The 20,057-nt window shown below is 73.7% G+C and carries 19 protein-coding genes; 11 read left to right on the forward strand and 8 right to left on the reverse strand.

Annotated features, from left to right (window positions below; genetic code table 11):
* Window positions 1–436: 436 nt before the first annotated feature.
* A complete protein-coding gene (locus IE308_RS31160; protein WP_190220506.1) occupies window positions 437–1,072 on the reverse strand; it encodes a uridine kinase family protein in 636 nt (211 codons plus the stop codon).
* Between the two features lie 209 nt (window positions 1,073–1,281).
* Here IE308_RS31160 and IE308_RS31165 point away from each other — a divergent pair, with 209 nt between their 5' ends.
* From IE308_RS31165 to IE308_RS31180, 4 genes are all read left to right on the forward strand, one after another.
* On the forward strand, window positions 1,282–2,646 hold the full coding sequence (locus IE308_RS31165; RefSeq protein ID WP_190220449.1) for a C39 family peptidase: 1,365 nt from the start codon (window positions 1,282–1,284) through the stop codon (window positions 2,644–2,646).
* Window positions 2,647–2,777: 131 nt separating this feature from the next.
* On the forward strand, window positions 2,778–2,924 hold the full coding sequence (locus tag IE308_RS31170; RefSeq protein ID WP_190220450.1) for an SCO1431 family membrane protein: 147 nt from the start codon (window positions 2,778–2,780) through the stop codon (window positions 2,922–2,924).
* An 88-nt stretch (window positions 2,925–3,012) separates the two neighbouring features.
* Complete coding sequence (locus tag IE308_RS31175) at window positions 3,013–3,675, forward strand: TetR/AcrR family transcriptional regulator (protein ID WP_110626851.1); 663 nt, start codon at window positions 3,013–3,015, stop codon at window positions 3,673–3,675.
* A gap of 134 nt (window positions 3,676–3,809) precedes the next feature.
* A complete protein-coding gene (locus IE308_RS31180; RefSeq protein WP_190220451.1) occupies window positions 3,810–4,970 on the forward strand; it encodes an acyl-CoA dehydrogenase family protein in 1,161 nt (386 codons plus the stop codon).
* A gap of 469 nt (window positions 4,971–5,439) precedes the next feature.
* Here IE308_RS31180 and IE308_RS31185 read toward each other — a convergent pair whose 3' ends face one another.
* Window positions 5,440–5,883, reverse strand: coding sequence for a hypothetical protein (locus IE308_RS31185; RefSeq protein WP_190220452.1), 444 nt, complete (start codon window positions 5,881–5,883; stop codon window positions 5,440–5,442).
* Window positions 5,884–6,164: 281 nt separating this feature from the next.
* On the opposite strand from IE308_RS31185, the gene IE308_RS31190 reads away from it, so the two are divergent.
* From IE308_RS31190 to fxsA, 4 genes are all read left to right on the forward strand, one after another.
* Window positions 6,165–6,605 (forward strand): Lrp/AsnC family transcriptional regulator, encoded by a 441-nt coding sequence (locus tag IE308_RS31190; protein WP_110626847.1) that lies wholly within the window; start codon window positions 6,165–6,167, stop codon window positions 6,603–6,605.
* Window positions 6,606–6,652: 47 nt separating this feature from the next.
* Window positions 6,653–8,254: an amidohydrolase gene (locus IE308_RS31195; protein WP_190220453.1), complete on the forward strand. Its 1,602-nt coding sequence runs from the start codon at window positions 6,653–6,655 to the stop codon at window positions 8,252–8,254.
* A gap of 527 nt (window positions 8,255–8,781) precedes the next feature.
* Complete coding sequence (locus tag IE308_RS31200) at window positions 8,782–9,621, forward strand: polyprenol monophosphomannose synthase (RefSeq protein ID WP_110626845.1); 840 nt, start codon at window positions 8,782–8,784, stop codon at window positions 9,619–9,621.
* A gap of 46 nt (window positions 9,622–9,667) precedes the next feature.
* Window positions 9,668–10,225, forward strand: a complete 558-nt coding sequence (gene fxsA / locus IE308_RS31205; protein WP_190220454.1) for an FxsA family membrane protein — start codon at window positions 9,668–9,670, stop codon at window positions 10,223–10,225.
* A gap of 127 nt (window positions 10,226–10,352) precedes the next feature.
* Here the strand turns inward: fxsA and IE308_RS31210 are convergent, their stop codons facing one another.
* The 4 genes from IE308_RS31210 to yczE all read right to left on the reverse strand — a co-directional run bounded on the left by IE308_RS31210 (window position 10,353) and on the right by yczE (window position 13,827).
* On the reverse strand, window positions 10,353–10,727 hold the full coding sequence (locus IE308_RS31210) for an RNA polymerase-binding protein RbpA (RefSeq protein ID WP_010357981.1): 375 nt from the start codon (window positions 10,725–10,727) through the stop codon (window positions 10,353–10,355).
* A gap of 278 nt (window positions 10,728–11,005) precedes the next feature.
* Window positions 11,006–12,352, reverse strand: a complete 1,347-nt coding sequence (locus tag IE308_RS31215; protein ID WP_190220455.1) for an MFS transporter — start codon at window positions 12,350–12,352, stop codon at window positions 11,006–11,008.
* A 63-nt stretch (window positions 12,353–12,415) separates the two neighbouring features.
* Entirely contained in the window at window positions 12,416–13,183 is a 768-nt protein-coding gene (locus tag IE308_RS31220; RefSeq protein ID WP_190220456.1) for a glycerophosphodiester phosphodiesterase family protein, read from the reverse strand.
* The gene (gene yczE / locus IE308_RS31225) at window positions 13,180–13,827 is read right to left on the reverse strand and encodes a membrane protein YczE (protein WP_229909266.1); all 648 of its coding nucleotides are present in this window, start codon (window positions 13,825–13,827) and stop codon (window positions 13,180–13,182) included. The genes IE308_RS31220 and yczE overlap by 4 nt, the downstream gene beginning before the upstream one ends.
* Window positions 13,828–13,942: 115 nt before the next feature.
* On the opposite strand from yczE, the gene IE308_RS31230 reads away from it, so the two are divergent.
* The gene (locus tag IE308_RS31230) at window positions 13,943–15,442 is read left to right on the forward strand and encodes an SCO1417 family PLP biosynthesis transcription factor (protein WP_190220458.1); all 1,500 of its coding nucleotides are present in this window, start codon (window positions 13,943–13,945) and stop codon (window positions 15,440–15,442) included.
* Between the two features lie 112 nt (window positions 15,443–15,554).
* Here IE308_RS31230 and IE308_RS31235 read toward each other — a convergent pair whose 3' ends face one another.
* Window positions 15,555–17,126, reverse strand: coding sequence for a P-loop NTPase family protein (locus IE308_RS31235; RefSeq protein WP_190220459.1), 1,572 nt, complete (start codon window positions 17,124–17,126; stop codon window positions 15,555–15,557).
* A gap of 40 nt (window positions 17,127–17,166) precedes the next feature.
* Window positions 17,167–17,361 (reverse strand): hypothetical protein, encoded by a 195-nt coding sequence (locus IE308_RS31240; protein ID WP_110626839.1) that lies wholly within the window; start codon window positions 17,359–17,361, stop codon window positions 17,167–17,169.
* Window positions 17,362–17,626: 265 nt separating this feature from the next.
* Here IE308_RS31240 and IE308_RS31245 point away from each other — a divergent pair, with 265 nt between their 5' ends.
* Window positions 17,627–18,019: an ankyrin repeat domain-containing protein gene (locus IE308_RS31245; protein WP_110626838.1), complete on the forward strand. Its 393-nt coding sequence runs from the start codon at window positions 17,627–17,629 to the stop codon at window positions 18,017–18,019.
* Between the two features lie 332 nt (window positions 18,020–18,351).
* On the forward strand, window positions 18,352–19,770 hold the full coding sequence (locus tag IE308_RS31250; protein WP_190220460.1) for a HEAT repeat domain-containing protein: 1,419 nt from the start codon (window positions 18,352–18,354) through the stop codon (window positions 19,768–19,770).
* Window positions 19,771–20,057 lie beyond the last annotated feature (287 nt).

Raw genomic sequence — 20,057 nt, forward strand, 5'->3', positions numbered from 1 at the left:
CCACAGACCGTGCCCCCGTCGGTGTGCCGTCCGGCCGTCGCCCGTCGGCTTCCTTCGTCGAACCGCTGTGCCGCGGAACGGAGTTGCAAGGTGCGCGTGACAGCCGTCCGTAGGTCGCACCGAGGGCATCGTACCCGCGGGAACAGTGCCGCCGAAGGGTGCGTGGGGTGCGTTCGGCGAGGTGGGAGCGGACGGGGGCGCACACGCGGTGGTGACCGTGGGTGAGCGGGCGACGTCACGCAGCGTCCGCGAAGAGGGGCGCGGGACGGTGTGCGGACAGAACGAAGCCCCCGATCACGGGGGAACAACCGGGGGCTTCGCGTCTGTCGGCGGCTTCGATTGCCGCACATTGAGAACGTAAGTCCTGTACGGGCCCTGGGTCAAGCCGAGTTGAGGACCTCCTGGTGTTTCCCGCGCAAGGGTCTTCACCACTTCATCACACTGCGGCGGGTCCGTCACCGTGGGTGAGGTCCGGGTCCTCCGCGGCGGGCCCCGGGAGCATCTCGTACCCCTGTGTCACCTGTCGCACCAGCAGATGCGCGTACGGTCGTGAAGGGTCCGCCGCGAAGTGCTCCCGCTCGGCACGGACCCATCCGTCCCAGAACTCCCGCTGTTCCGCCCCGTCCCGCGCGCGTCCCCGCGCCCAGGACACCTCGGCAGGCAGCTCCATCCACAGCAGACGCGCGAGGAGGGGGCGCAGCGCTCGGCGGCCGGCGCCCACGCCCTCGATCAGTACGACGGGGGCGGCCGGCAGGGGGCGCGGCGCCCCGAACCGGCGGGCCCGCCAGTCGTAGGGCGCGTAGTGCGCGCTCTCCCCGCGCGACAGCGGCTCGATCACCTGTTCCCGCAGCCGCCCGGTCCAGCCGAACAGCTCCTCGTGGCTGGCGATGTCGTCGAGGCGCAGCACCGGAGCGCCGCCGAGGGCCTCGGCCAGCCGCCCGGCGAACGTCGACTTCCCGGACCCGGCGTGCCCGTCGACGGCGACCAGGCGGACCGGCCCGCAGGACGGTGGCAGGCCGCGCAGGAGGGCGGCGAGGCGTTCGATGGTCGTCCCCCAGGGTGCGTCCGACAGGGCCGCGCCGAGTCTACGGCGGTCGGGCGACGCCTCCGGTGCGGCGCCGCCGCCCAGGTCACGCCAGTGGTGGAGACCAATATTGGTGCGCCCGGCATGCCCCGAAGTGCTGGCAGCGGGGCCCTTGGCCCGCCATAGTTGGCGCACGCACGCGGACATGACCGTCCACTGGATGTGCCCCGACCCGGACACCTGGGGGTTTCCCGCCGATGAGCAGAGCCGAACAGCCGTCCCGCAGAACCCTTCTGACCGCGGCGATCGCCGCCGCGGTGGCCGGCGGAGCGGTCCCGGCCATGGCCGGCACCGCCGCCGCCGTCGAGGACCGTGACAAGGCGGCCGCGGCCCGGCCGGTCGACAACCGTGCCTGGACGACCTACACCGACTGGCGCGGCGGCACCGCCCACGGCACCCGCGCCGTCGCCGGCGCCCGGCCCGGCCTCGTGATCGGCACGGCCGCCGGCACCACCGACTACACCGACCCGCACACCGGCCGCACCGCCACCTGGGAGTACGCCACCTGGACCTCGCCGGTCCACCGGCTGTCCGTGCCCGCCACCGAGGTCATCGCCTCCTGGAACGCGCACACCCCGGCCGGCACCTGGCTCCAGACCGAACTCCAGGGCACCTATTCCGACGGCACCGACACGCCCTGGTACGTGATGGGCCGCTGGGCCGCCGGCGACGAGGACATCCGCCGCACCTCCGTCGACGACCAGAGCGACGGCAAGAGCAGCATCTGGACGGACACCTTCGCCGTCGACGAGCCCGCCTCCGGACTGCGCCTGGTCTCCTACCGCCTGCGCCTGACCCTCTACCGCCGCCCCGGCTCCGGCACCACCCCGAAGGTGTGGCGCGTCGGCGCGATGGGCTCCGACGTCCCCGACCGCTTCACCGTCCCCGCCTCCACGCCCGGCCTCGCCCGCGAACTGACCGTCCCGCGCTACTCGCAGGAGATCCACAAGGGCCAGTACCCCGAGTACGACAACGGCGGCGAGGCCTGGTGCAGCCCCACCTCCTCGCAGATGATCATCGAGTACTGGGGCGGCCGGCTCACCGAGGAACAGCTGTCCTGGGTCGACCCGTCCTACGCCGACCCGCAGATCTGCCACGCCGCCCGGTACACCTACGACTACCAGTACGCCGGCTGCGGCAACTGGCCGTTCAACGCCGCCTACGCCGCCACCTTCGACGGCCTCCAGGGCGTGGTGACCCGGCTCGGCTCGCTCACCGACCTGGAGACGCTGATCGCCGCGGGCATCCCGGCCATAACGTCGCAGTCCTTCCTCAAGACGGAGCTGACCGGCGCGGGTTACGGCACCTCCGGCCACCTGATGACGGTGATCGGCTTCACCGCCGAAGGCGACGTGATCGCCAACGACCCGGCCTCGCCGAGCGACGAGGCGGTGCGCCGCGTCTACCTGCGGCGGGAGTTCGAGAACATCTGGCTGCGCACCAAGCGGTACAACGCCTCCGGCAAGGTCGTCTCCGGCACCGGCGGCGTCTGCTACCTCTACTTCCCCGCGCACCCCAGCCCGCTCCAGCGCAAGGCGCTCGCCGCGGTCGGCGTGCGCTGAGGTGACGCGTGCCACGGTGCGGGCCGAGGTGACGCGGACCACGTGAGCAACATCTCGGTCCGCCCCGGGCGCGGACGGTGGCAAGGTGGAGGACCGACCGCACGATCCCGCACGATCCCGAGCGAGACACCATGAGCGCACACTCCGCCACCGCCGCCCGCGCCCGCACCCGCACCGGAGGGCCGAAGGAGGACGGACCGAAGATCCTCGAACACGCCCTGGGCTGGACCCTCGTCGTGGTCCTGGCGATGCTCGTCACCCAGCTCGGACTGGTGTGATCCCGCACACCGGTCCGCTGTGACCTGAGACATAACCGACCTGCCATACTGCGGAGGTCCCGCCGCCCGTAGGAATCCAGGGTCGAAATTGAATATCAGCCGTCAGCACGATGCCGTTCCCCGTCCCCGGGCCCGCGGCACCGAGCGTTCGCTGGCACGCCGCGCCGAGCTCCTCGCGATCGGCCGGAGGCTGTTCGCCGACACGTCGTACGACGCCCTCTCGATGGACGACATCGCCCGGCAGGCCGGTGTCGCCAAGGGGCTGATCTACTACTACTTCCAGTCCAAGCGGGGCTACTACCTGGCCATCGTCCAGGACTCCGTGGCCGACCTGGTCGCCTTCGCGGCGAGCGGCGTGGAACTGCCACAGGTGGACCGGGTCCACCGCACGATCGACGGCTACCTGCGCTACGCCGAGCACAACCACGCCGCCTACCGCACCATCGTCAGCGGCGGTGTCGGCTTCGACACCGAGGTGCACGCCATCCGCGACTCGGTCCGCGAGGCGATCGTCGCGACCATCGCCGAGGGCGCCTACGGCCGCACCGACATCGCCCCGCCCGCCCGCATGGGCCTGCTCGCCTGGGTGTGCGCGGTCGAGGGCGCAACCCTCGACTGGATCGACCGCCCGGAACTCTCCCGCGCCACGATGCGCGACCTGCTGGTCAAGATGCTCGGCGGCACCCTGCGCGCCATCGAGGAACTGACCCCGACCCTCCCGGCCCCGGAACCGGCGCGCCGGGAGGCGTAGGGGCGGGGGCCGGGCCTGCGCCGGCAGGGCGAGGGTCCCCGCCGTCCCGTGATGCCGCGCCCTCGCCGGGGCATACTCCCAGCGCAGCCGCTGGTCAGCAGGCTTTCGCGGCCGGAGCCGACAAGGAGGTCGCCATGCCGGTGGACCGTCACCTGCCCTCGGACGAGGCCCGGGACCTGCTCGCGCTCGTCCGCGACATCGCCCACCGGGAGGTCGCGCCGACGGCGGCCGCCGAGGAGGACGCCGGCCGCTTCCCGCGCGAGCTGTTCCGCCTGCTGTCGGAGTCCGGGCTGCTCGGACTGCCGTACCCGGCGGAGCACGGCGGCGGCGACCAGCCGTACGAGGTCTACCTCCAGGTCCTGGAGGAACTCGCCGCCGCCCGGCTCACCGTCGGGCTCGGCGTCAGCGTGCACACGCTCTCCTGTCACGCCCTCGCCGCCTACGGCACCAAGCAGCAGCGGGCCGAGCACCTGCCCGGGATGCTCGGCCAGGGCCTGCTCGGCGCGTACTGCCTGTCCGAGCCGTCCTCCGGCTCGGACGCCGCGTCGCTGCGCACCCGGGCCGTCCGCGACGACGCCGGGGCGGGCTGGGTGATCAGCGGCACCAAGGCCTGGACCACGCACGGCGGCATCGCCGACTTCTACACGGTCATGGCCCGCACCGGCGGCGAGGGACCGCGCGGGATCACCGCCTTCCTGGTGCCCGGCGACGCCGCCGGCCTGAGCGCCGCCCCGCCGGAGAGGAAGATGGGCCTCAAGGGCTCGCCGACCGCGCAGGTCCACTTCGACCGGGTGGCGGTCGGGGACGACCGGCGTATCGGCGAGGAGGGGCAGGGGTTCGCCATCGCGCTGTCCTCGCTCGACGCCGGACGGCTGGGCATCGCGGCCTGCGCGATCGGCCTGGCCCAGGCCGCGCTGGACGAGGCGGTGGCGTACGCGGCCGAGCGGCGGCAGTTCGGCCGGCCCGTCGCCGGCTTCCAGGGCATCCGGTTCATGCTGGCCGACATGGCGACGCAGGTCGCGGCGGGACGCGCGCTGTACCTCGCGGCGGCACGGCTGAAGGACGCGGGCAAGCCCTTCTCCGCCGAGGCGGCCATGGCCAAACTGCACTGCACCGACACGGCGATGCGGGTCACCACCGACGCCGTCCAGGTCCTCGGCGGCTACGGCTACACCGCCGACTTCCCCGTCGAGCGCTACATGCGCGAGGCCAAGGTCCTCCAGATCGTCGAGGGCACCAACCAGATCCAGCGCATGGTCATCGCCCGCCATCTGGTGGGACCCGAAACCCGCTGAACTGCCCTGGCCGCACCAGCGGTGCCGCGAGGCGCACCCACTCCGGGTCGTGACGCCCCGGCAGGGTACGACCCCGGTCGGCCCACACCCGCAGCAACTCCCGGTAGATGGGCGGGTCCTGGAGCTGCCGCGGGGCCTGTGCACGGGGAACCGATTCTGCGGGTGCCGGGACGAAGACGAGACGCTGATGTCCGGTCGCCGAATAGGTGGGGGTCATACCAGGCCAACGCGCCGCGGGGCGTTCAGGTCACCGGTCGGCGGAATCGCGCCTGAGTTCGCGGGCGCCCCCGTCGCACACCGGCGCGCGCTGAGGCGCCGTCAAACCGCCCCGGGGCGCACCGGACCCGCACCACGGCAGCACAGGACTGCCGTGGCGCGGGACGGACAGCGGCGACACGGGGTGCCGTGGTGCGGGACGCGTGCGCGAGGCGGTGGTGGCCGGGAAGGCGCCGGCCGCGCGGAGCGCGGCTCAGGCGGCGTGGCGGCGCATCGCCGGCACGCGCATCGGGCGCGAGCCCGGGCCGCCGACGTGCGAGAAGGGCTGCGTCCGCCAGTCGAGGCCCTGAGGCAGCGTCAGCAGCAGCGCGGTGTCCTGCTCCTGGGGCTCCGCGGTCTCGTCCGCGGGCCGGGCGTCGGAGGCGCGGCGGCCGGTGCCGGCGCACACCGTGAGCCCGAACGGGTTCCACGGCGAGGCGCACAGCGCGTGCTCCGGCAGGACCTCCTCGTCCGCGAGCAGCGCGATGGGCTGCGCGCAGTCCGGGCAGATCACCCGGTACATCTCGAAGGTGTCGTACGCGTCGAAGTCGTCGTCCCCGTCCTCGTAGGCGTCGGGTTCGACGCCCTCCGGCTCGGGCTCGACGACCGGCTGCTGCCTCTTGGACACGGAACGACCAGGGCGCTTAAGACTCTGCATGGATTCTCCCCCTAGGGCTGGGCCGTGAAGGCGCTGCGGCCTCGACCACAGCAAGCACTTCCCGCCCGGTCTCCGGGGTAATCACGGGAACATCACGGAGGCCGCCCGGACGGTGTGGCGTTGGTCACACGCCCTCCGTGGGTGCCCGCCGAGGGGGCCCCTGCCCGCCCCGCCGGGTCCCCCGATCGGCTCACGGCCGGCTCCCGCCCGCGTCACGAACCGGGGATGACCCGGCCTCCACAGGTATCCGAGGAGATCAGCGGCACTGTAGGTTCTGCGCCATGGAGGAGCTGGACCGTCAGATCGTGCAGCTGCTCGTCAAGGACGGGCGGATGAGCTACACAGACCTGGGCAAGGCCACGGGCCTGTCCACGTCGGCCGTGCACCAGCGGGTGCGCCGGCTGGAGCAGCGCGGCGTCATCCGCGGGTACGCCGCGGTCGTCGACCCGGAGGCCGTCGGGCTGCCGCTGACCGCCTTCATCTCGGTCAAGCCCTTCGACCCGAGCGCCCCCGACGACATCGCCGAGCGGCTCGCCGGGGTGCCGGAGATCGAGGCCTGCCACAGCGTCGCGGGCGACGAGAACTACATCCTCAAGGTCCGCGTGGCCACCCCGCACGAACTGGAGGAACTGCTGGCCCGCCTGCGCTCGCTGGCCGGCGTGTCCACCCGGACCACGGTGGTGCTGTCGACGCCGTACGAGGCACGGCCGCCGCGGATCTGACCGACCTGGCTGCGGACCCGCGCTCCCCAGGCGCGACACTGGTGCCCATGAGTGAGCGCACCGCCCAGCCGAAGACCGTCCTCCTGCGCCGCGGGGAGGTCCACAGCCCCGCCGACCCCTTCGCCACGGCCATGGTCGTCGAACGCGGCCAGGTCGCCTGGGTCGGCTCCGAAGGCGCCGCCGACGCCTTCGCCGACGGCGTCGACGAGGTGATCGACCTGGACGGCGCCCTCGTCACCCCCGCGTTCACGGACGCCCACGTCCACACCACCGGCACCGGCCTCGCGCTCACCGGCCTCGACCTGTCCGGCGCCCCCACCCTGGAGGCGGCCCTGGACGCCGTCCGCGCCTTCGCCGCCGCCCGCCCGCACGACCGGGTCCTGCTCGGTCACGGCTGGGACGCCTCCCGCTGGCCCGGCGGCCGCCCCCCGACCCGCGCCGAACTCGACGAGGCCACCGGCGGGCGGCCCCTGTACCTGTCCCGCATCGACGTGCACTCGGCGGTCGTCACCACGGCCCTGCTGGACCTCGTGCCCGGCCTGGGCGCCACCGACGGCCCGCTGACCGCCGACGCCCACCACGCCGCCCGGGCCGCCGCGTACGGCGCCGTCACCCCGCAGCAGCGCACCGAGGCCCAGCGCGCCGCCCTCGCCCGTGCCGCCTCCCTCGGCATCGGCACGGTCCACGAGTGCGGCGGCCCGGAGATCTCCTCCGAGGACGACTTCACGGGCCTGCTCGCCCTCGCCGCCGAGGAGCCCGGCCCGCGCGTCATCGGCTACTGGGCGGAACAGAACGTCGACCGGGCGCGGGAACTCGGCGCGGCCGGCGCCGCCGGCGACCTCTTCGCGGACGGCGCCCTCGGCTCCCACACGGCCTGTCTGCACGAGCCGTACGCCGACGCCGCGCACGGCGGCACCGCCTACCTCGACGCCGACGCGGTCGCCGCGCACGTCGTGGCCTGCACCGAGGCCGGCCTCCAGGCGGGCTTCCACGCCATCGGCGACGCCGCCGTCACCGCCGTCGTGGACGGCGTGCGCGCCGCCGCCGAGAAGGTCGGCCTCGCGCGCGTCCGCGCCGCCCGGCACCGCGTCGAGCACGCCGAGATGCTCACCCCCGAGACGATCGCGGCCTTCGCCGAGCTGGGCTTGACCGCCTCCGTGCAGCCCGCCTTCGACGCGCTGTGGGGCGGCGAGGACGGCATGTACGCCCAGCGCCTCGGCGTCGAGCGGGCCCGCACCCTCAACCCCTTCGCCGCGCTGCTGCGCGCGGGCGTCCCGCTCGCCTTCGGCTCCGACAGCCCCGTCACCCCGCTCGACCCGTGGGGCACGGTCCGGGCGGCCGCCTTCCACCACACCCCCGAGCACCGCGTCTCCGTCCGTGCCGCCTTCACGGCCCACACCCGTGGCGGCTGGCGCGCGGCCGGACGCGACGACGCGGGCGTCCTGGTGCCCGGCGCGCCCGCGGACTACGCCGTGTGGCGCACCGGCGAGCTGGTCGTGCAGGCCCCCGACGACCGGGTGGCCCGCTGGTCCACCGACCCCCGCTCCGGCACCCCCGGACTGCCCGACCTCACCCCCGGCCAGGACCTGCCGGTCTGCCTGCGCACCGTGGTCGGCGGGCGGACGGTGTACGTACGGCCGGGCGAGTGATCCGGGGACCGCGCACCGCTCCACGAGGGTGGTGACCCGGACTCGCACGACCTGTGCCACCCCCGCCCTGACCTGCGGGTTACGGGCTCCGGCGCAGGTCGAACGGCTGTTGACAGGCGACGGTCCGGGGCCGGTAGGTTCGGCGGGTCCACCACCGGACGCCCGACCGGGGAACGTCCGCACTCACCGAGCGCCGCTGGGTCAGGGAGCCAGGCTCAGCGCCCGCGCCGGCGAGGGAACGTTCCGGCCGGTCGGGGAGGTGTGACCCGGGTGGGGCCCGGGCGCTCAGTAGACAACGGCCTCGGCCGACCCGCAGCCAGCGGGTCCCGGGCCGGCCCGAAGGGCGCCGGGCCCCCATCCGCCGCGCACACCGTCAGCCCCTGGGTACCCGTCCGTACATACGAGCCCAAATACGGCCTCTTACCCCACTCTTCTGGATTCGACACCACCATACGAACGTCCTGTCACGTCATCGCAGGCCGCGCCCACTATGGTGGACCTCTGCGTACGGACATGAAGGGGCAGCAGTGAACGACGGCGACGGGACCCTCGCGGCCAAGGCCCAGGGGAGGCAGTTCGGTCCGCTCGGCACGGCCTTGGTGATCATCCCGACCTACAACGAGGCGGAGAACATCAAGAGCATCGTCGGCCGGGTGCGCAAGGCCGTTCCCGAGGCGCACGTTCTCGTGGCCGACGACAACAGCCCGGACGGGACGGGCAAGCTCGCGGACGAGCTGGCCGCCGGCGACGAGCAGGTGCACGTCCTGCACCGCAAGGGCAAGGAAGGGCTGGGCGCCGCCTACCTCGCGGGCTTCCGCTGGGGCCTGGAGCGCGACTACGGCGTCCTCGTCGAGATGGACGCCGACGGCTCCCACCAGCCCGAGGAGCTGCCCCGGCTGCTGACCGCCCTCAAGGGCGCCGACCTGGTCCTCGGCTCCCGCTGGGTGCCCGGCGGCCGGGTGGTGAACTGGCCCAAGTCCCGCGAGTTCATCTCCCGCGGCGGCAGCCTCTACTCACGCCTCGCGCTCGACCTGCCGCTGCGCGACATCACCGGCGGCTACCGGGCCTTCCGCCGCGAGACCCTGGAAGGCCTCGGCCTCGACGAGGTCGCCTCCCAGGGCTACTGCTTCCAGGTCGACCTGGCCCGCCGCGCCGTGAAGGCCGGCTACCACGTCGTCGAGGTCCCCATCACCTTCGTCGAACGCGAACTCGGCGACTCCAAGATGAGCCGCGACATCCTCGTCGAGGCCCTGTGGCGGGTCACGGCGTGGGGTGTGGGGGAGCGCGTCGAGAAGATCACAGCCAAGGCGAAGCCGGGCGGCCCGGCCGCCGCGCCGGACCGGGCGAAGCCCCACGGCGAGGACTGACCGGTCGCTTATCCCGCGCTGAGCCGCGGCCGGGCACACTGGGAGCATGACGACTGGCGCTCCGACCTCTCCCTCCTCCGCCCGGCCCCGCCGCTCCCGGCTGCGGACCTTCCTGCCGCTGGGGGTCGCCGCGTGGGTGGTGCTGGAGATCTGGCTGCTGACCGTGGTCGCGGGCGCGACGAGCGGGCTGGTGGTCTTCCTGCTGCTGCTCGCCGGTGTCGTCCTCGGCTCGGTGGTGGTCAAGCGGGCGGGCCGGCGGGCCTTCCAGAACCTCAACGAGGCGCTTCAGCGGGGCGGCTCCCCGTCCGGCGGCAGCGGCAACGGCTTCGTGATGCTCGGTGGACTGCTGCTGATGATCCCGGGGCTGATCTCGGACGTCGTCGGCCTCGTCCTGCTGGTCCCGCCGGTCCAGAAGGCGCTGGGCAAGCGGGCCGAGCGGTCCCTGGAGCGCAGGCTGCGCGACTCCGCCCGCGGCGGGTTCGGTGACGCCTTCCAGCAGGCGCGCATCCACCGCCCGGACGGCAAGATCGTCCAGGGCGAGGTGATCAGGCACGACGAGCCGGGCGACACCCCGCGCGAGCCCCGCCCGCCGCTGACGCGGTGAGCCGCGGGGCGGCTCGCCCCCGAAACGCAGCACACGACAAGCAAGCGCACAACGACCGCGGGCGCCGCACGTGAGATCACGTACGGCGCCCGCGGTCGTTGTGTCGCGCGGCCGAGTCCCGCAGGGACTAGGCGCTCTTGCGGCTGTCCCGGGGATGAACCGCGAGGTTCATCGCCCCGGAGCGGAGAACGGCCAGCCGCTCCTCGAGGACCTCTTCGAGTTCCTCGCGGGTGCGCCGCTCCATCAGCATGTCCCAATGCGTACGCGCGGGCTTGGCCTTCTTCTCCTCAGGGCCGTCGCCGTCCACGAGGAGTGCCTGGGCCCCGCAGACCTTGCACTCCCACTCCGGCGGGATCTCCGCCTCGACCGAGAAGGGCATCTCGAAGCGGTGCCCCTTCTCGCATGCGTACTCCACGGCCTGGCGCGGGGCCAGGTCGATGCCGCGGTCCGTCTCGTAGCTGGTCACCACGAGGCGCGTGCCGCGAAGAGCTCGCTCACTCATGAATCGTGCCTCCCGGGCTTGTCGCCCACAGGACAGGTGTCGCTGTCGTCGTCATCCGGTCAACGTCCGGTCGGCGGTAAAGATTCCCGTTCCGAGGTCCCGTTCCGGGTCATGCGTCGCCGTCGTAGCCGCAGCCTTGTCAACCAGTGCGTACCCACCGGCGCCCGGTTTGTCACGTCTGCTAGCAGATGTCACCCAGCGTTTCGTCATCTTTGACGCGCAGTAACGGTACGCCTGGCAGGCCAAACGCGTACACTACAGCCCTTTCGCCCGGAGCGCTAAATCTTCTCGGGAACGGGATTCCCCGCGTCGCCGATCGCCCGCCGGACGGGTACCCGCGCCAGCAGCGCGAACCCCGCGACGAAGAAGACCACCAGCGAGATGATCGCGTCCCGGTAGCTTCCGGTCAGCTGGTAGGTCAGCCCGAACAGCAGCGGCCCGAGCCAGCTCATGCCGCGGTCGCTCACCTCGTACGCCGAGAAGTACTCGGCCTCCTTGCCCGGCGGGACGAGGTGGGAGAAGAGCGACCGGGACAGGGCCTGGCTGCCGCCGAGGACCAGCCCGATGCCGGCCGCCAGCACGAAGAACCACACCGGCGCCCCGGCCGGCAGGAAGTACCCGGCGCCCAGCGTGAGCGTCCACGCCACGAGCGAGCCGAGGATCGTCCGCTTCGCGCCGTACGTCCGCGCCAGCCGGCCCATCGCCAGCGCGCCCGCCACCGCCAGCACCTGCACCAGCAGCACCGCCCCGATGAGCGTCGACTGGCCGAGGCCCAGCTCCTCCGAGCCGTACACCGAGGCCTGGGAGATCACCGTCTGGATGCCGTCGTTGTAGACGAGGTACGCCAGCAGGAAGGCCAGCGTCAGCGGGTGGCGGCGCATGTCGCGGACGGTCGCGGCCAGCTGCCGCAGTCCCGGCAGCGCGGCCTCCCGTGCGACGGTGCGGCGGTCCCGCAGCCGGCGCAGCGGTACGAGCGTGAAGGCGCCCCACCACAGGCCCGCCGAGGCCAGGCAGATCCGCACGGCCATGCTCTCCGAGACACCGAAGGTGTCGTGGCCCAGGTAGAGGGCGAGGTTCACGACGAGCATCAGCGAGCCCGCGGCGTAGCCGAAGGCCCAGCCCCGGGAGGAGACGGCGTCGCGTTCCTCGGGCGGGGCGATCTGCGGCAGGTAGGAGTTGTAGAGCATCATCGCCACGGACTGCGCGGCGTTCGCCACCACCAGCAGCAGCCCGCCGAGGAGGTAGCGGTCGCCGCCGAGGAAGAACATGCCGGTCGTCGCCGCGGCCCCGGTGTAGGCGGCGGCCGCCAGCAGCGGCTTCTTGCGGCCGCTGCGGTCGGCGGCGGCGCCCACCAGCGGCATCAGCAGCACGGCGACGATCACCGACAGGGACACCGAGTAGGCGAAGAACGACCCCGCCCGCACGGGGACGCCCAGCGGGTGCACATAGCCGTCCGGGTCCGCGGCCGACTTCGCCACCGACGTCAGATAGGGGCCCAGGAACACGGTGAGCACGCTCGTCGAGTAGACGGAGCAGGCCCAGTCGTAGAAGTACCAGCCGCGCTGCTCGCGCCGCCGGTCCGCGGCCTCGCCGGCCGCCGGTGTCCGCACGGTGTCGGTGCCCACCCGTGCCCTCGCTTCCCCGCCGCAGATGCCGTGCCAAGGCGCGGCGGGCGGCCGGCCGGGCCGTCAGGCCCAGACGCCGCGTTCCTCCATGACCTTGCGCAACGTGTCGATGTGATCGGTCATGATGCCATCGACACCCAGGTCCAGGAGCCGGTGCATGCGCTCGGGTTCGTTCACCGTCCACACGTGCACCTGCAGCCCGCGCGCGTGGGCGGCCCGGACGAAGCGGTGGTCGACCACCTGGACGCCGGACTGGGTCTCCGGCACCTGGGCGGCCACCGCCGAACGGCGCAGGGCCGCGGGCAGCCCCCAGGAGCGCAGCCGCAGGCCCAGCACCCCCCGGGTGCCGTACGACGTGGCCAGGCGCGGGCCGGCCAGTCGCTGGGCGCGCGCCACGCGGGCCTCGGAGAAGGAGCCGACGCAGATCCGGTCCCAGGCGTTCGCGCGCTCGACCAGCTCAAGGAAGGGGCGCAGGGCGGGCTCGGCCTTGAGGTCGACGTTCCAGCGCACCTCGGGGAAGGTCTCCAGCAGCTCCTCGAACAGCGGCAGCGGCTCCCGGCCCGCCACGCGCGCGTGCCGTACGTCCGCCCAGGGAAGCTCGGCGATGGCCCCCGCGCCGTCCGTGGCCCGGTCCAGCGTCGCGTCGTGGAAGGCGACCAGCCGGCCGTCGCGGGTGGCGTGCACATCGGTCTCGATGTAGCGGTAGCCCGCCTCGACCGCCCGCCGGAACTGCGCCACGGTGTTCTCCAGGCCGTCCGCGGCCCCGCCGCGGTGGGCGAAGGCGATCGGGCCGGGATGGTCGAGGTACGGGTGGCGTATGAGGGTGGTCACCGACGCAGTATCGCTCCCCGGGGTGTCCCGGTGGCAACGACCGTGCTGCGCTCCGGTGCCGTCGGGACGGCGAAGACCCGCAGGAAGAACTGGGCGAGCGGGCCGATGCTCACGGCGTACAGCAGGGTGCCGACGCCGACGGTGCCGCCGAGGAGGAACCCGGTCGCCACGACGGCCACCTCCACCCCCGTCCGGATCAGCCGGATCGACCGGCCGGTACGCCGGTGCAGTCCGGTCATCAGCCCGTCACGCGGACCCGGGCCGAAACGCGCGGCGATGTACAGGCCGGTGGCCGCGCCGTTCAGCACCACACCGGCGACGAGCATCGGGACCCGCAGGGCGTAGTCGTGGGCGTCCGGGACCAGGGCGAGCGAGCCGTCCATGGCCAGGCCGATGACGAAGACGTTGGAGACGGTGCCGAGGCCGGGCCGCTGCCGCAGCGGGATCCACAGCAGCAGCACCGCCGCGCCCACCAGGATCAGCACCTCGCCGATGCTCAGGCCGGTGCGCTCGGCGAGGCCCTGGTGCAGCACGTTCCACGGCTCCAGGCCGAGGCCCGAGCGGACCAGCAGCGCGGAGCTGACCCCGTACAGCACGAGGCCCGTGTAGAGCTGGACCAGCCGCCGTACGACGTGGTCGGGCATCGAGAAACCGGACAAGGGTGCCCCCCGGATGGTGGTGGTGGCCTGACACATGTCACTCTGTGGCTTGGGGGGAATCCCCATCCATGGCCAATTCGGGGAAGGTGGACTGGTAATCATGGCCCAGTGGACCTCTGCGGTGGGGGCAGCGCAGCTTGCCCGGCTGCTCACGTCGCAGCAGGACCGGCCCGCCGGCCCCGGCACCCGCCGGCCGCCCGCCTACCGCGCCCTCGCCGACGGCATCCGGCTGCTGGTGCTGGAGGGACGTGTGCCGGTGGCCGCCCGGCTGCCCGCCGAGCGGGAACTGGCCCTCGCCCTGTCCGTCAGCCGGACGACCGTGGCCGCCGCCTACGAGGCGCTGCGCACCGAGGGCTTCCTGGAGTCCCGGCGCGGCGCCGGCAGCTGGACCGCCGTACCGGCCGGGAACCCGCTGCCCGCCCGGGGTCTGGAGCCGCTGCCGCCCGAGGCGCTCGGCTCGATGATCGACCTGGGGTGCGCCGCGCTGCCCGCGCCCGAGCCGTGGCTCACCCGTGCCGTGCGGGGCGCGCTGGAGGAGCTTCCGCCGTACGCGCACACGCACGGCGACTACCCGGCCGGTCTGCCCGCGCTGCGCCAGATGATCGCCGAGCGCTACACCGCCCGCGGCATCCCGACCATGCCCGAGCAGATCATGGTCACGACCGGCGCGATGGGCGCGATCGACGCCATCTGCCATCTCTTCGGCGGCCGGGGCGAGCGCATCGCCGTGGAGTCCCCGTCGTACGCCAACATCCTCCAGCTCATGAGGGAGGCGGGGGCGCGGCTGGTGCCGGTCGCGATGGCCGAGGGGCTGTCCGGCTGGGACCTGGACCGCTGGCGCCAGGTGCTGCGCGAGGCCGCGCCGCGCATCGCGTACGTCGTCGCCGACTTCCACAACCCCACCGGCGCCCTCGCCGACGAGGACCAGCGGCGGCGGCTGGTGGAGGCGGCCCGCTCGGCCGGGACGGTGCTGGTCGCCGACGAGACCATGAGCGAGCTGTGGCTGGACGACGACGTGCACATGCCGCGCCCGGTGTGCGGCTTCGACCCCGCCGGGTCCACGGTGATCACCGTCGGCTCGGCCAGCAAGGCCTTCTGGGCGGGGATGCGCATCGGCTGGGTGCGGGCGGCGCCGGACGTCATCCGCAGCCTGGTGGCCGCGCGCGCCTACGCCGACCTCGGCACGCCCGTCCTGGAGCAGCTCGCGGTCGCCTGGCTGTTCAGCACCGGCGGCTGGGAGCAGGCCGTGGAGCTGCGGCGCGCGCAGGCCCGGGAGAACCGGGACGCGCTGGTCGCCGCGGTCCGGCGCGAACTGCCCACCTGGGAGTTCGAGGTGCCCAAGGGCGGCCTGACGCTGTGGGTCCGCGCGGGCGGGCTGTCCGGCTCGCGTCTCGCCGAGGCGGGGGAGCGGGTGGGGGTCCGCGTCCCGTCCGGCCCGCGCTTCGGCGTCGACGGCGCCTTCGAGGGGTATGTGCGGCTGCCGTTCACCGTGGGCGGCGCGGTGGCGGAGGAGGCGGCGATCCGGCTGGCCTCGGCCGCGCGGATCGTGGAGAGCGGGGGGACGGTGGGGGCGGAGGGGCCGCGGACGTTCGTGGCGTGAGGGGCGGGTGCCGGCGCTCGGTCCGGGAGTGACGGCCGGGCGCCGGCCCTGAGGGGCGCGGGGCGTCTGCAGGGACGCCTCCGCCGTTGGAGGCTCGTGCCGTTGCGGCCGTCTAGGAGGTCGCCTCCGCCGCCGCAGCCTCCGCCGGGACCGGCACCGTCTCGCCGTCCGCGGGTGTCGTGCGCGGCGGCAGCAGGTCGAGTACGGCCTGACGGTGCGCGTCGCTGGTCGCGTCGTCGTAGGGGTCCGGGGTGGCCGGCACCTGCAGGCGGTGCACGGGACCGGCGCCCAGGCGCGCGTACCCGCGCCCCGGCGGCACCTGCGCCACCGGCGTCGTCTGCGGACGCGCACCCAGGACGGCCTCCAGCTGCTCCCCGGTGGCCGGGCCGAGCACGACACGCGCGCGCGTGTGCTGCCGTACCGCGTCGCTCAGGGCGTCCGCGCTGTCGAACTGGTCGGCCACCACGACGGTGACGCTCGCCGCGCGGCCGTGCCGCAGCGGCACCTGGAGCAGCGCCTGCGGGTCCTTGCGGCCGTCGGCGGCGGCGAGGTGCGTGAACGCGCTCGGCCGGTCGAGGAGGATCCACAGCGGCCGCCTGGTGTCCTCCGGCGGCGCCTCGCCCTCCTGCCGGGCCCGGTTCGCCGCGACGAGCCGGCGCTCGGTCTCGGTGGCGGCCCACTCCAGGCTCGCCAGCGCCCCCGCCAGCCCGCACTCGACGGCCAGCACGCCGTCCCGGCCGGTCAGGCAGGCGTAGTCGCCGGTGCCGCTGCCGTCCACGACGAGGACGTCGCCGTGCTGGAGGGCCTGGAGCGCGATGGAGCGCAGCAGGGTGGAGGTGCCGCTGCCCGGCTGGCCGATGGCCAGCAGGTGCGGCTCGGTGGAGCGGACGCCGGTGCGCCAGACGACCGGCGGGACGTCGCGCTGCGCGTCGCCGTAGCCGAGCGGGAGCGTGCGCTGGACCTGGAGCGGGTCGGTGAAGCCGAGGACCGTCTCGCCCGGCGCGGTGACGAACCGCTGGGCGGCGATGTCGGTGGGCAGCGGGGCGAGCACCGTGACGGTCAGCTCGTTGCCCTCCTCGTCCCACGCGAAGTGGTACTCCCTGCCGCGGCCCGCCTTGGCGGTGAGCAGCTGCTCGATCCGCGCGCGGGCCTCCGGCTCGCCGTCGGGGAAGTAGGCGGGGTACCGGATCAGCAGATGGCAGACGCGGCCCGTGTCGTCGAACTCGTACGACGGGAAGGCCTTGTCCCACTCGCCGCCGTGCCCGTACAGCGGAGCGGGGTCCTCCGCCGCGGAGAAGTACGGCACGAGCGCCTCGTACAGCGCCCGCAGGCGCTGGGTCTGGGACTCGTCGGGTCCCTCGGGGGCGGGCGGGGTGCGGTCCCGGCCCTGCCAGGCCGCCGCCGCCATCAGGCTGATGACGGCGAGCAGCGGGCCGTACGGCACCAGGGCCACAACCAGGATCACCGACGCCACCAGGAACAGCAGCGGTCCGCGCCGGTCCTTGGGGGTGTCGGCCCACCTGCGCCGCCCGGCCGAGGCCAGCCGGCGCAGTCCGCGGGTGATCGTGATCAGCGGATGGAGGACGTCGGTGGCGCTGTCGGCCGCCGTCCGGGCCAGCTCCCGGCTCCGGGCGATCTGCGCGCTGCCTGTGCTCAGGATGCGGGGGAGGGGGCGCCGGGCCACGTGACTCTCCTGTGGGTGCGTACGGACGGGAGGGGCGGCGTCAGAACTTGATGCCGCCGAGGAGGCTGGCCAGGCTCTCTCCGCCGGCCTTGATGCTCGGGGCGATGGCCGTGCTCGCGAGGTAGAACCCGAACAGGGCCGAGATCATTGCGTGCGACGCCTTCAGCCCGTCCTTGCGGAAGAAGATGAACACGACGATGCCGAGCAGGACGACGCCTGAGATGGACAGGATCATTGGGGCTCTCCTGGTGTTCGGTGGGGACAGTCACCATGAGTACTTCCAGGATCACAGCATGTATCCATACGATAAAAGGTGCAAATGGGGGAAATTCCCAGCATTTCCCCCGGACGGCGGAAGCTCTGTTCGCCCGCCTGAGCTGCGGTGTTGCGTCGAACGGGTCTCGTGGTGATCTCTGCCTCCGGCGGGCCCGCTCATGTGCCCGCCGAGCCAGTACCCTGGCGATTCACCTGAACGGCTGCAACGAGAGGCGGTCCCGCCGATGACTGAAGCGCCCGACCCCGAGGTCGTGGAGCTGGCGACCAAGATCTTCGATCTGGCCCGGCGGGGCCAGACCGAGGCGCTCGTGGCGTACGTCGACGCGGGCGTCCCGGCCGGTCTCACCAACGACCGCGGCGACTCCCTGGTGATGCTCGCCGCCTACCACGGCCACGCGGACGCGGTCCGCGCCCTGCTGGACCGCGGCGCCGAGGCCGACCGGCCCAACGACCGAGGCCAGACCCCGCTCGCCGGTGCCGTCTTCAAGGGCGAGACCGAGGTGATCCGGGCCCTGCTGGAGGGCGGCGCCGACCCGCACGCCGGCACACCGTCGGCGGTGGACACAGCGCGCATGTTCGGCAAGACGGACCTGCTCAAGATGTTCGGCGCGGAGTGACGACAGCCGCGCTGAGCAGGTAGAACACTGTCACTGACCACGTAGGACAGCACAGACGGGGGAGGCGGTACGGGGCCGCCGGAAATTTCGGTCGCGGTGGGCGGAACCGCCGGGTCATCATGACGTCGTGATTCACGGACGCGATGGCCGGGCAGGTGTTGTCGCACCTGCCGCACCGCGCGGGCCGTGATCGGTCCGCACGGGCCACAGACGAGAGGCAGAGGAAGATGGTCTACAGCAAGCAGGAAACGGCGGGCGCCCCGGCGTGTTGCGGCGCGACCAGGTAGTGCACGGTCCCGGTTGCGTCGACGCTTGATGTGAGGCTGTTTCCCATGTTCGATCCGGTCATAGCGCCCAGCGGTACCCTGCTCGGCCTCCTCCAGAGGGGCCGGGGCGACGGTACGCTCCACGCGCTCACCGCCCCGCGCGCCGAGGCGCTCGCGGCCCTGAACCACTGCGTGCTGCGTGATCCCCGCCACGACTGGCAGGTGGAGAACCGCTCCCTCTACTACGCCCGACTCTTCCTCGACCTGAACGGCGAGCTGGACGAGATCGAGGCCCACCTCTTCGACGTCGAGGACGTCTTCGACACCGAGGAGTCCCGCACCGGCCTCGCCCTGGCCGTGCTCGGACACCTCGCCTCCTACGGCCGCCGCGACGCCCTGGAGCTGCTGCGCCGGTACGCGGCCTCCGGCTCCAACTGGGCCTGGGCCCTCGACGAACTCGCCCTGCGCGACGACGACGCCGGGCTGCGCGCCCTGGCCGCACCCGTCCTCGCGCGGTTCGCCACCGACGCCGAGGGCGAGGCGGAACTCGCCACCGCCGTCCGCGACGCCTTCGAACCTCGCCCCTGGCGGCTGTGGGCGGAGGACCCGCGCGAATACATTTCCGCACGCGTGCGTGCCGCCCACGAGACCGGCTGCTTCGACCGATGGCAGCGGCAGATGCGGCCCTCCGGGCCACGCCCCGGCTGGAGCGTCCAGGCGGTCTTCGACTGGGCCCAGCAGGGCCTGGACCGCGGCGCCGCGCTGCACGTGCCCGCCGCCCGCTGCCTCGGCGCCGTCGCCGGCCCCGAGGACCGGCCCGAGATCGTCCGGGCGGCCCGGCAGGGCGGCGACGGCGCCCGCTGCACCGCGCTGCGCTACCTCGCCGACGGCAACGATCCCGACGCCCTCGATCTGATCGAGGGCGCCGTCACCGACGGCTCGGCCGTCGTCGTGGAGGCCGCCGTCGACGCGTTCGAACGCATGCGCAGTATCGCGGCCGTCGAGCGGGCCCGCGGCTGGGCCGGCCGGCCCGACCCGCTCGGTGCCGCCGCCGGACGCGTGCTCGCCTGCCGGGGCGGCGCCCAGGACCGCGAGCTGGTCCTCGGCGCCCTGCGCGAGGCCGTCCGCGGTGAGGGCTGCGACGCGCCGACACTGTGGACCCTCGTCGACGGCACCGGACGCCTCGGCATCGCCTGCGCCGCCCCCGTCCTGCGCCATGTCTACCGCGAGACCGCCTCGTCCCATCTGCGCGGCCGCTGCGCCCGGGCGCTCGCGGCCACCGACCCCTCCTTCGCCACGGGCTTCGCCGTCGAGTGCCTGTGGGACTGCGAGGAGACCACCCGCGAACTCGCCGCCCGGCACGCCGAGACCGGTGACGCCCGGGTCGTCGAACGCCTGCGCCGCCTCGCCGCCGACCCCGCCGAGGAGGCCGAGGTCCAGACGGCGGTGCGCAGCCGGATCGGAACGGACCCCGCCGCCATGTGACCGCCCCCTCCGCCGCCCGGGCTCCGTCGCGCCCCGGGTGAACGCGCGGTGACCGGCGGGCCGGGCGCGCGTGGACACCGTCCGGCCCGCCGGTGCGGCCGCGGCACGCTCATGGGACGTTCCTCGCGCGGACGGATCCACCTTTACGCGGCCGCGTCCAGTACGGCGACAACCCCCGTACGCGTGTCGTCGTCGTGACCGAATCCTTTCCCCCGACGTGAACGGCGTGGCCCAATGCGCGCGCTCCGGACCACCCGGCACCTCGTGAACCGTGGCATGCGGGAGGC

The sequence above is a fragment of the Streptomyces griseosporeus genome, from assembly GCF_014656055.1.
GTDB lineage: Bacteria > Actinomycetota > Actinomycetes > Streptomycetales > Streptomycetaceae > Streptomyces > Streptomyces griseosporeus.

What these genes read in the sequence shown, in the direction of transcription:
- IE308_RS31165 (WP_190220449.1), top strand. Translation starts at nt 1,282, where the DNA reads ATGAGCAGAGCCGAACAGCCGTCCCGCAGAACCCTTCTGACCGCGGCG.
- IE308_RS31170 (WP_190220450.1), top strand. Translation starts at nt 2,778, where the DNA reads ATGAGCGCACACTCCGCCACCGCCGCCCGCGCCCGCACCCGCACCGGA.
- IE308_RS31180 (WP_190220451.1), top strand. Translation starts at nt 3,810, where the DNA reads ATGCCGGTGGACCGTCACCTGCCCTCGGACGAGGCCCGGGACCTGCTC.
- IE308_RS31185 (WP_190220452.1), bottom strand. Translation starts at nt 5,883, where the DNA reads ATGCAGAGTCTTAAGCGCCCTGGTCGTTCCGTGTCCAAGAGGCAGCAG.
- IE308_RS31190 (WP_110626847.1), top strand. Translation starts at nt 6,165, where the DNA reads ATGGAGGAGCTGGACCGTCAGATCGTGCAGCTGCTCGTCAAGGACGGG.
- IE308_RS31195 (WP_190220453.1), top strand. Translation starts at nt 6,653, where the DNA reads ATGAGTGAGCGCACCGCCCAGCCGAAGACCGTCCTCCTGCGCCGCGGG.
- fxsA (WP_190220454.1), top strand. Translation starts at nt 9,668, where the DNA reads ATGACGACTGGCGCTCCGACCTCTCCCTCCTCCGCCCGGCCCCGCCGC.
- IE308_RS31210 (WP_010357981.1), bottom strand. Translation starts at nt 10,727, where the DNA reads ATGAGTGAGCGAGCTCTTCGCGGCACGCGCCTCGTGGTGACCAGCTAC.
- yczE (WP_229909266.1), bottom strand. Translation starts at nt 13,827, where the DNA reads ATGCCCGACCACGTCGTACGGCGGCTGGTCCAGCTCTACACGGGCCTC.
- IE308_RS31230 (WP_190220458.1), top strand. Translation starts at nt 13,943, where the DNA reads ATGGCCCAGTGGACCTCTGCGGTGGGGGCAGCGCAGCTTGCCCGGCTG.
- IE308_RS31240 (WP_110626839.1), bottom strand. Translation starts at nt 17,361, where the DNA reads ATGATCCTGTCCATCTCAGGCGTCGTCCTGCTCGGCATCGTCGTGTTC.
- IE308_RS31245 (WP_110626838.1), top strand. Translation starts at nt 17,627, where the DNA reads ATGACTGAAGCGCCCGACCCCGAGGTCGTGGAGCTGGCGACCAAGATC.
- IE308_RS31250 (WP_190220460.1), top strand. Translation starts at nt 18,352, where the DNA reads ATGTTCGATCCGGTCATAGCGCCCAGCGGTACCCTGCTCGGCCTCCTC.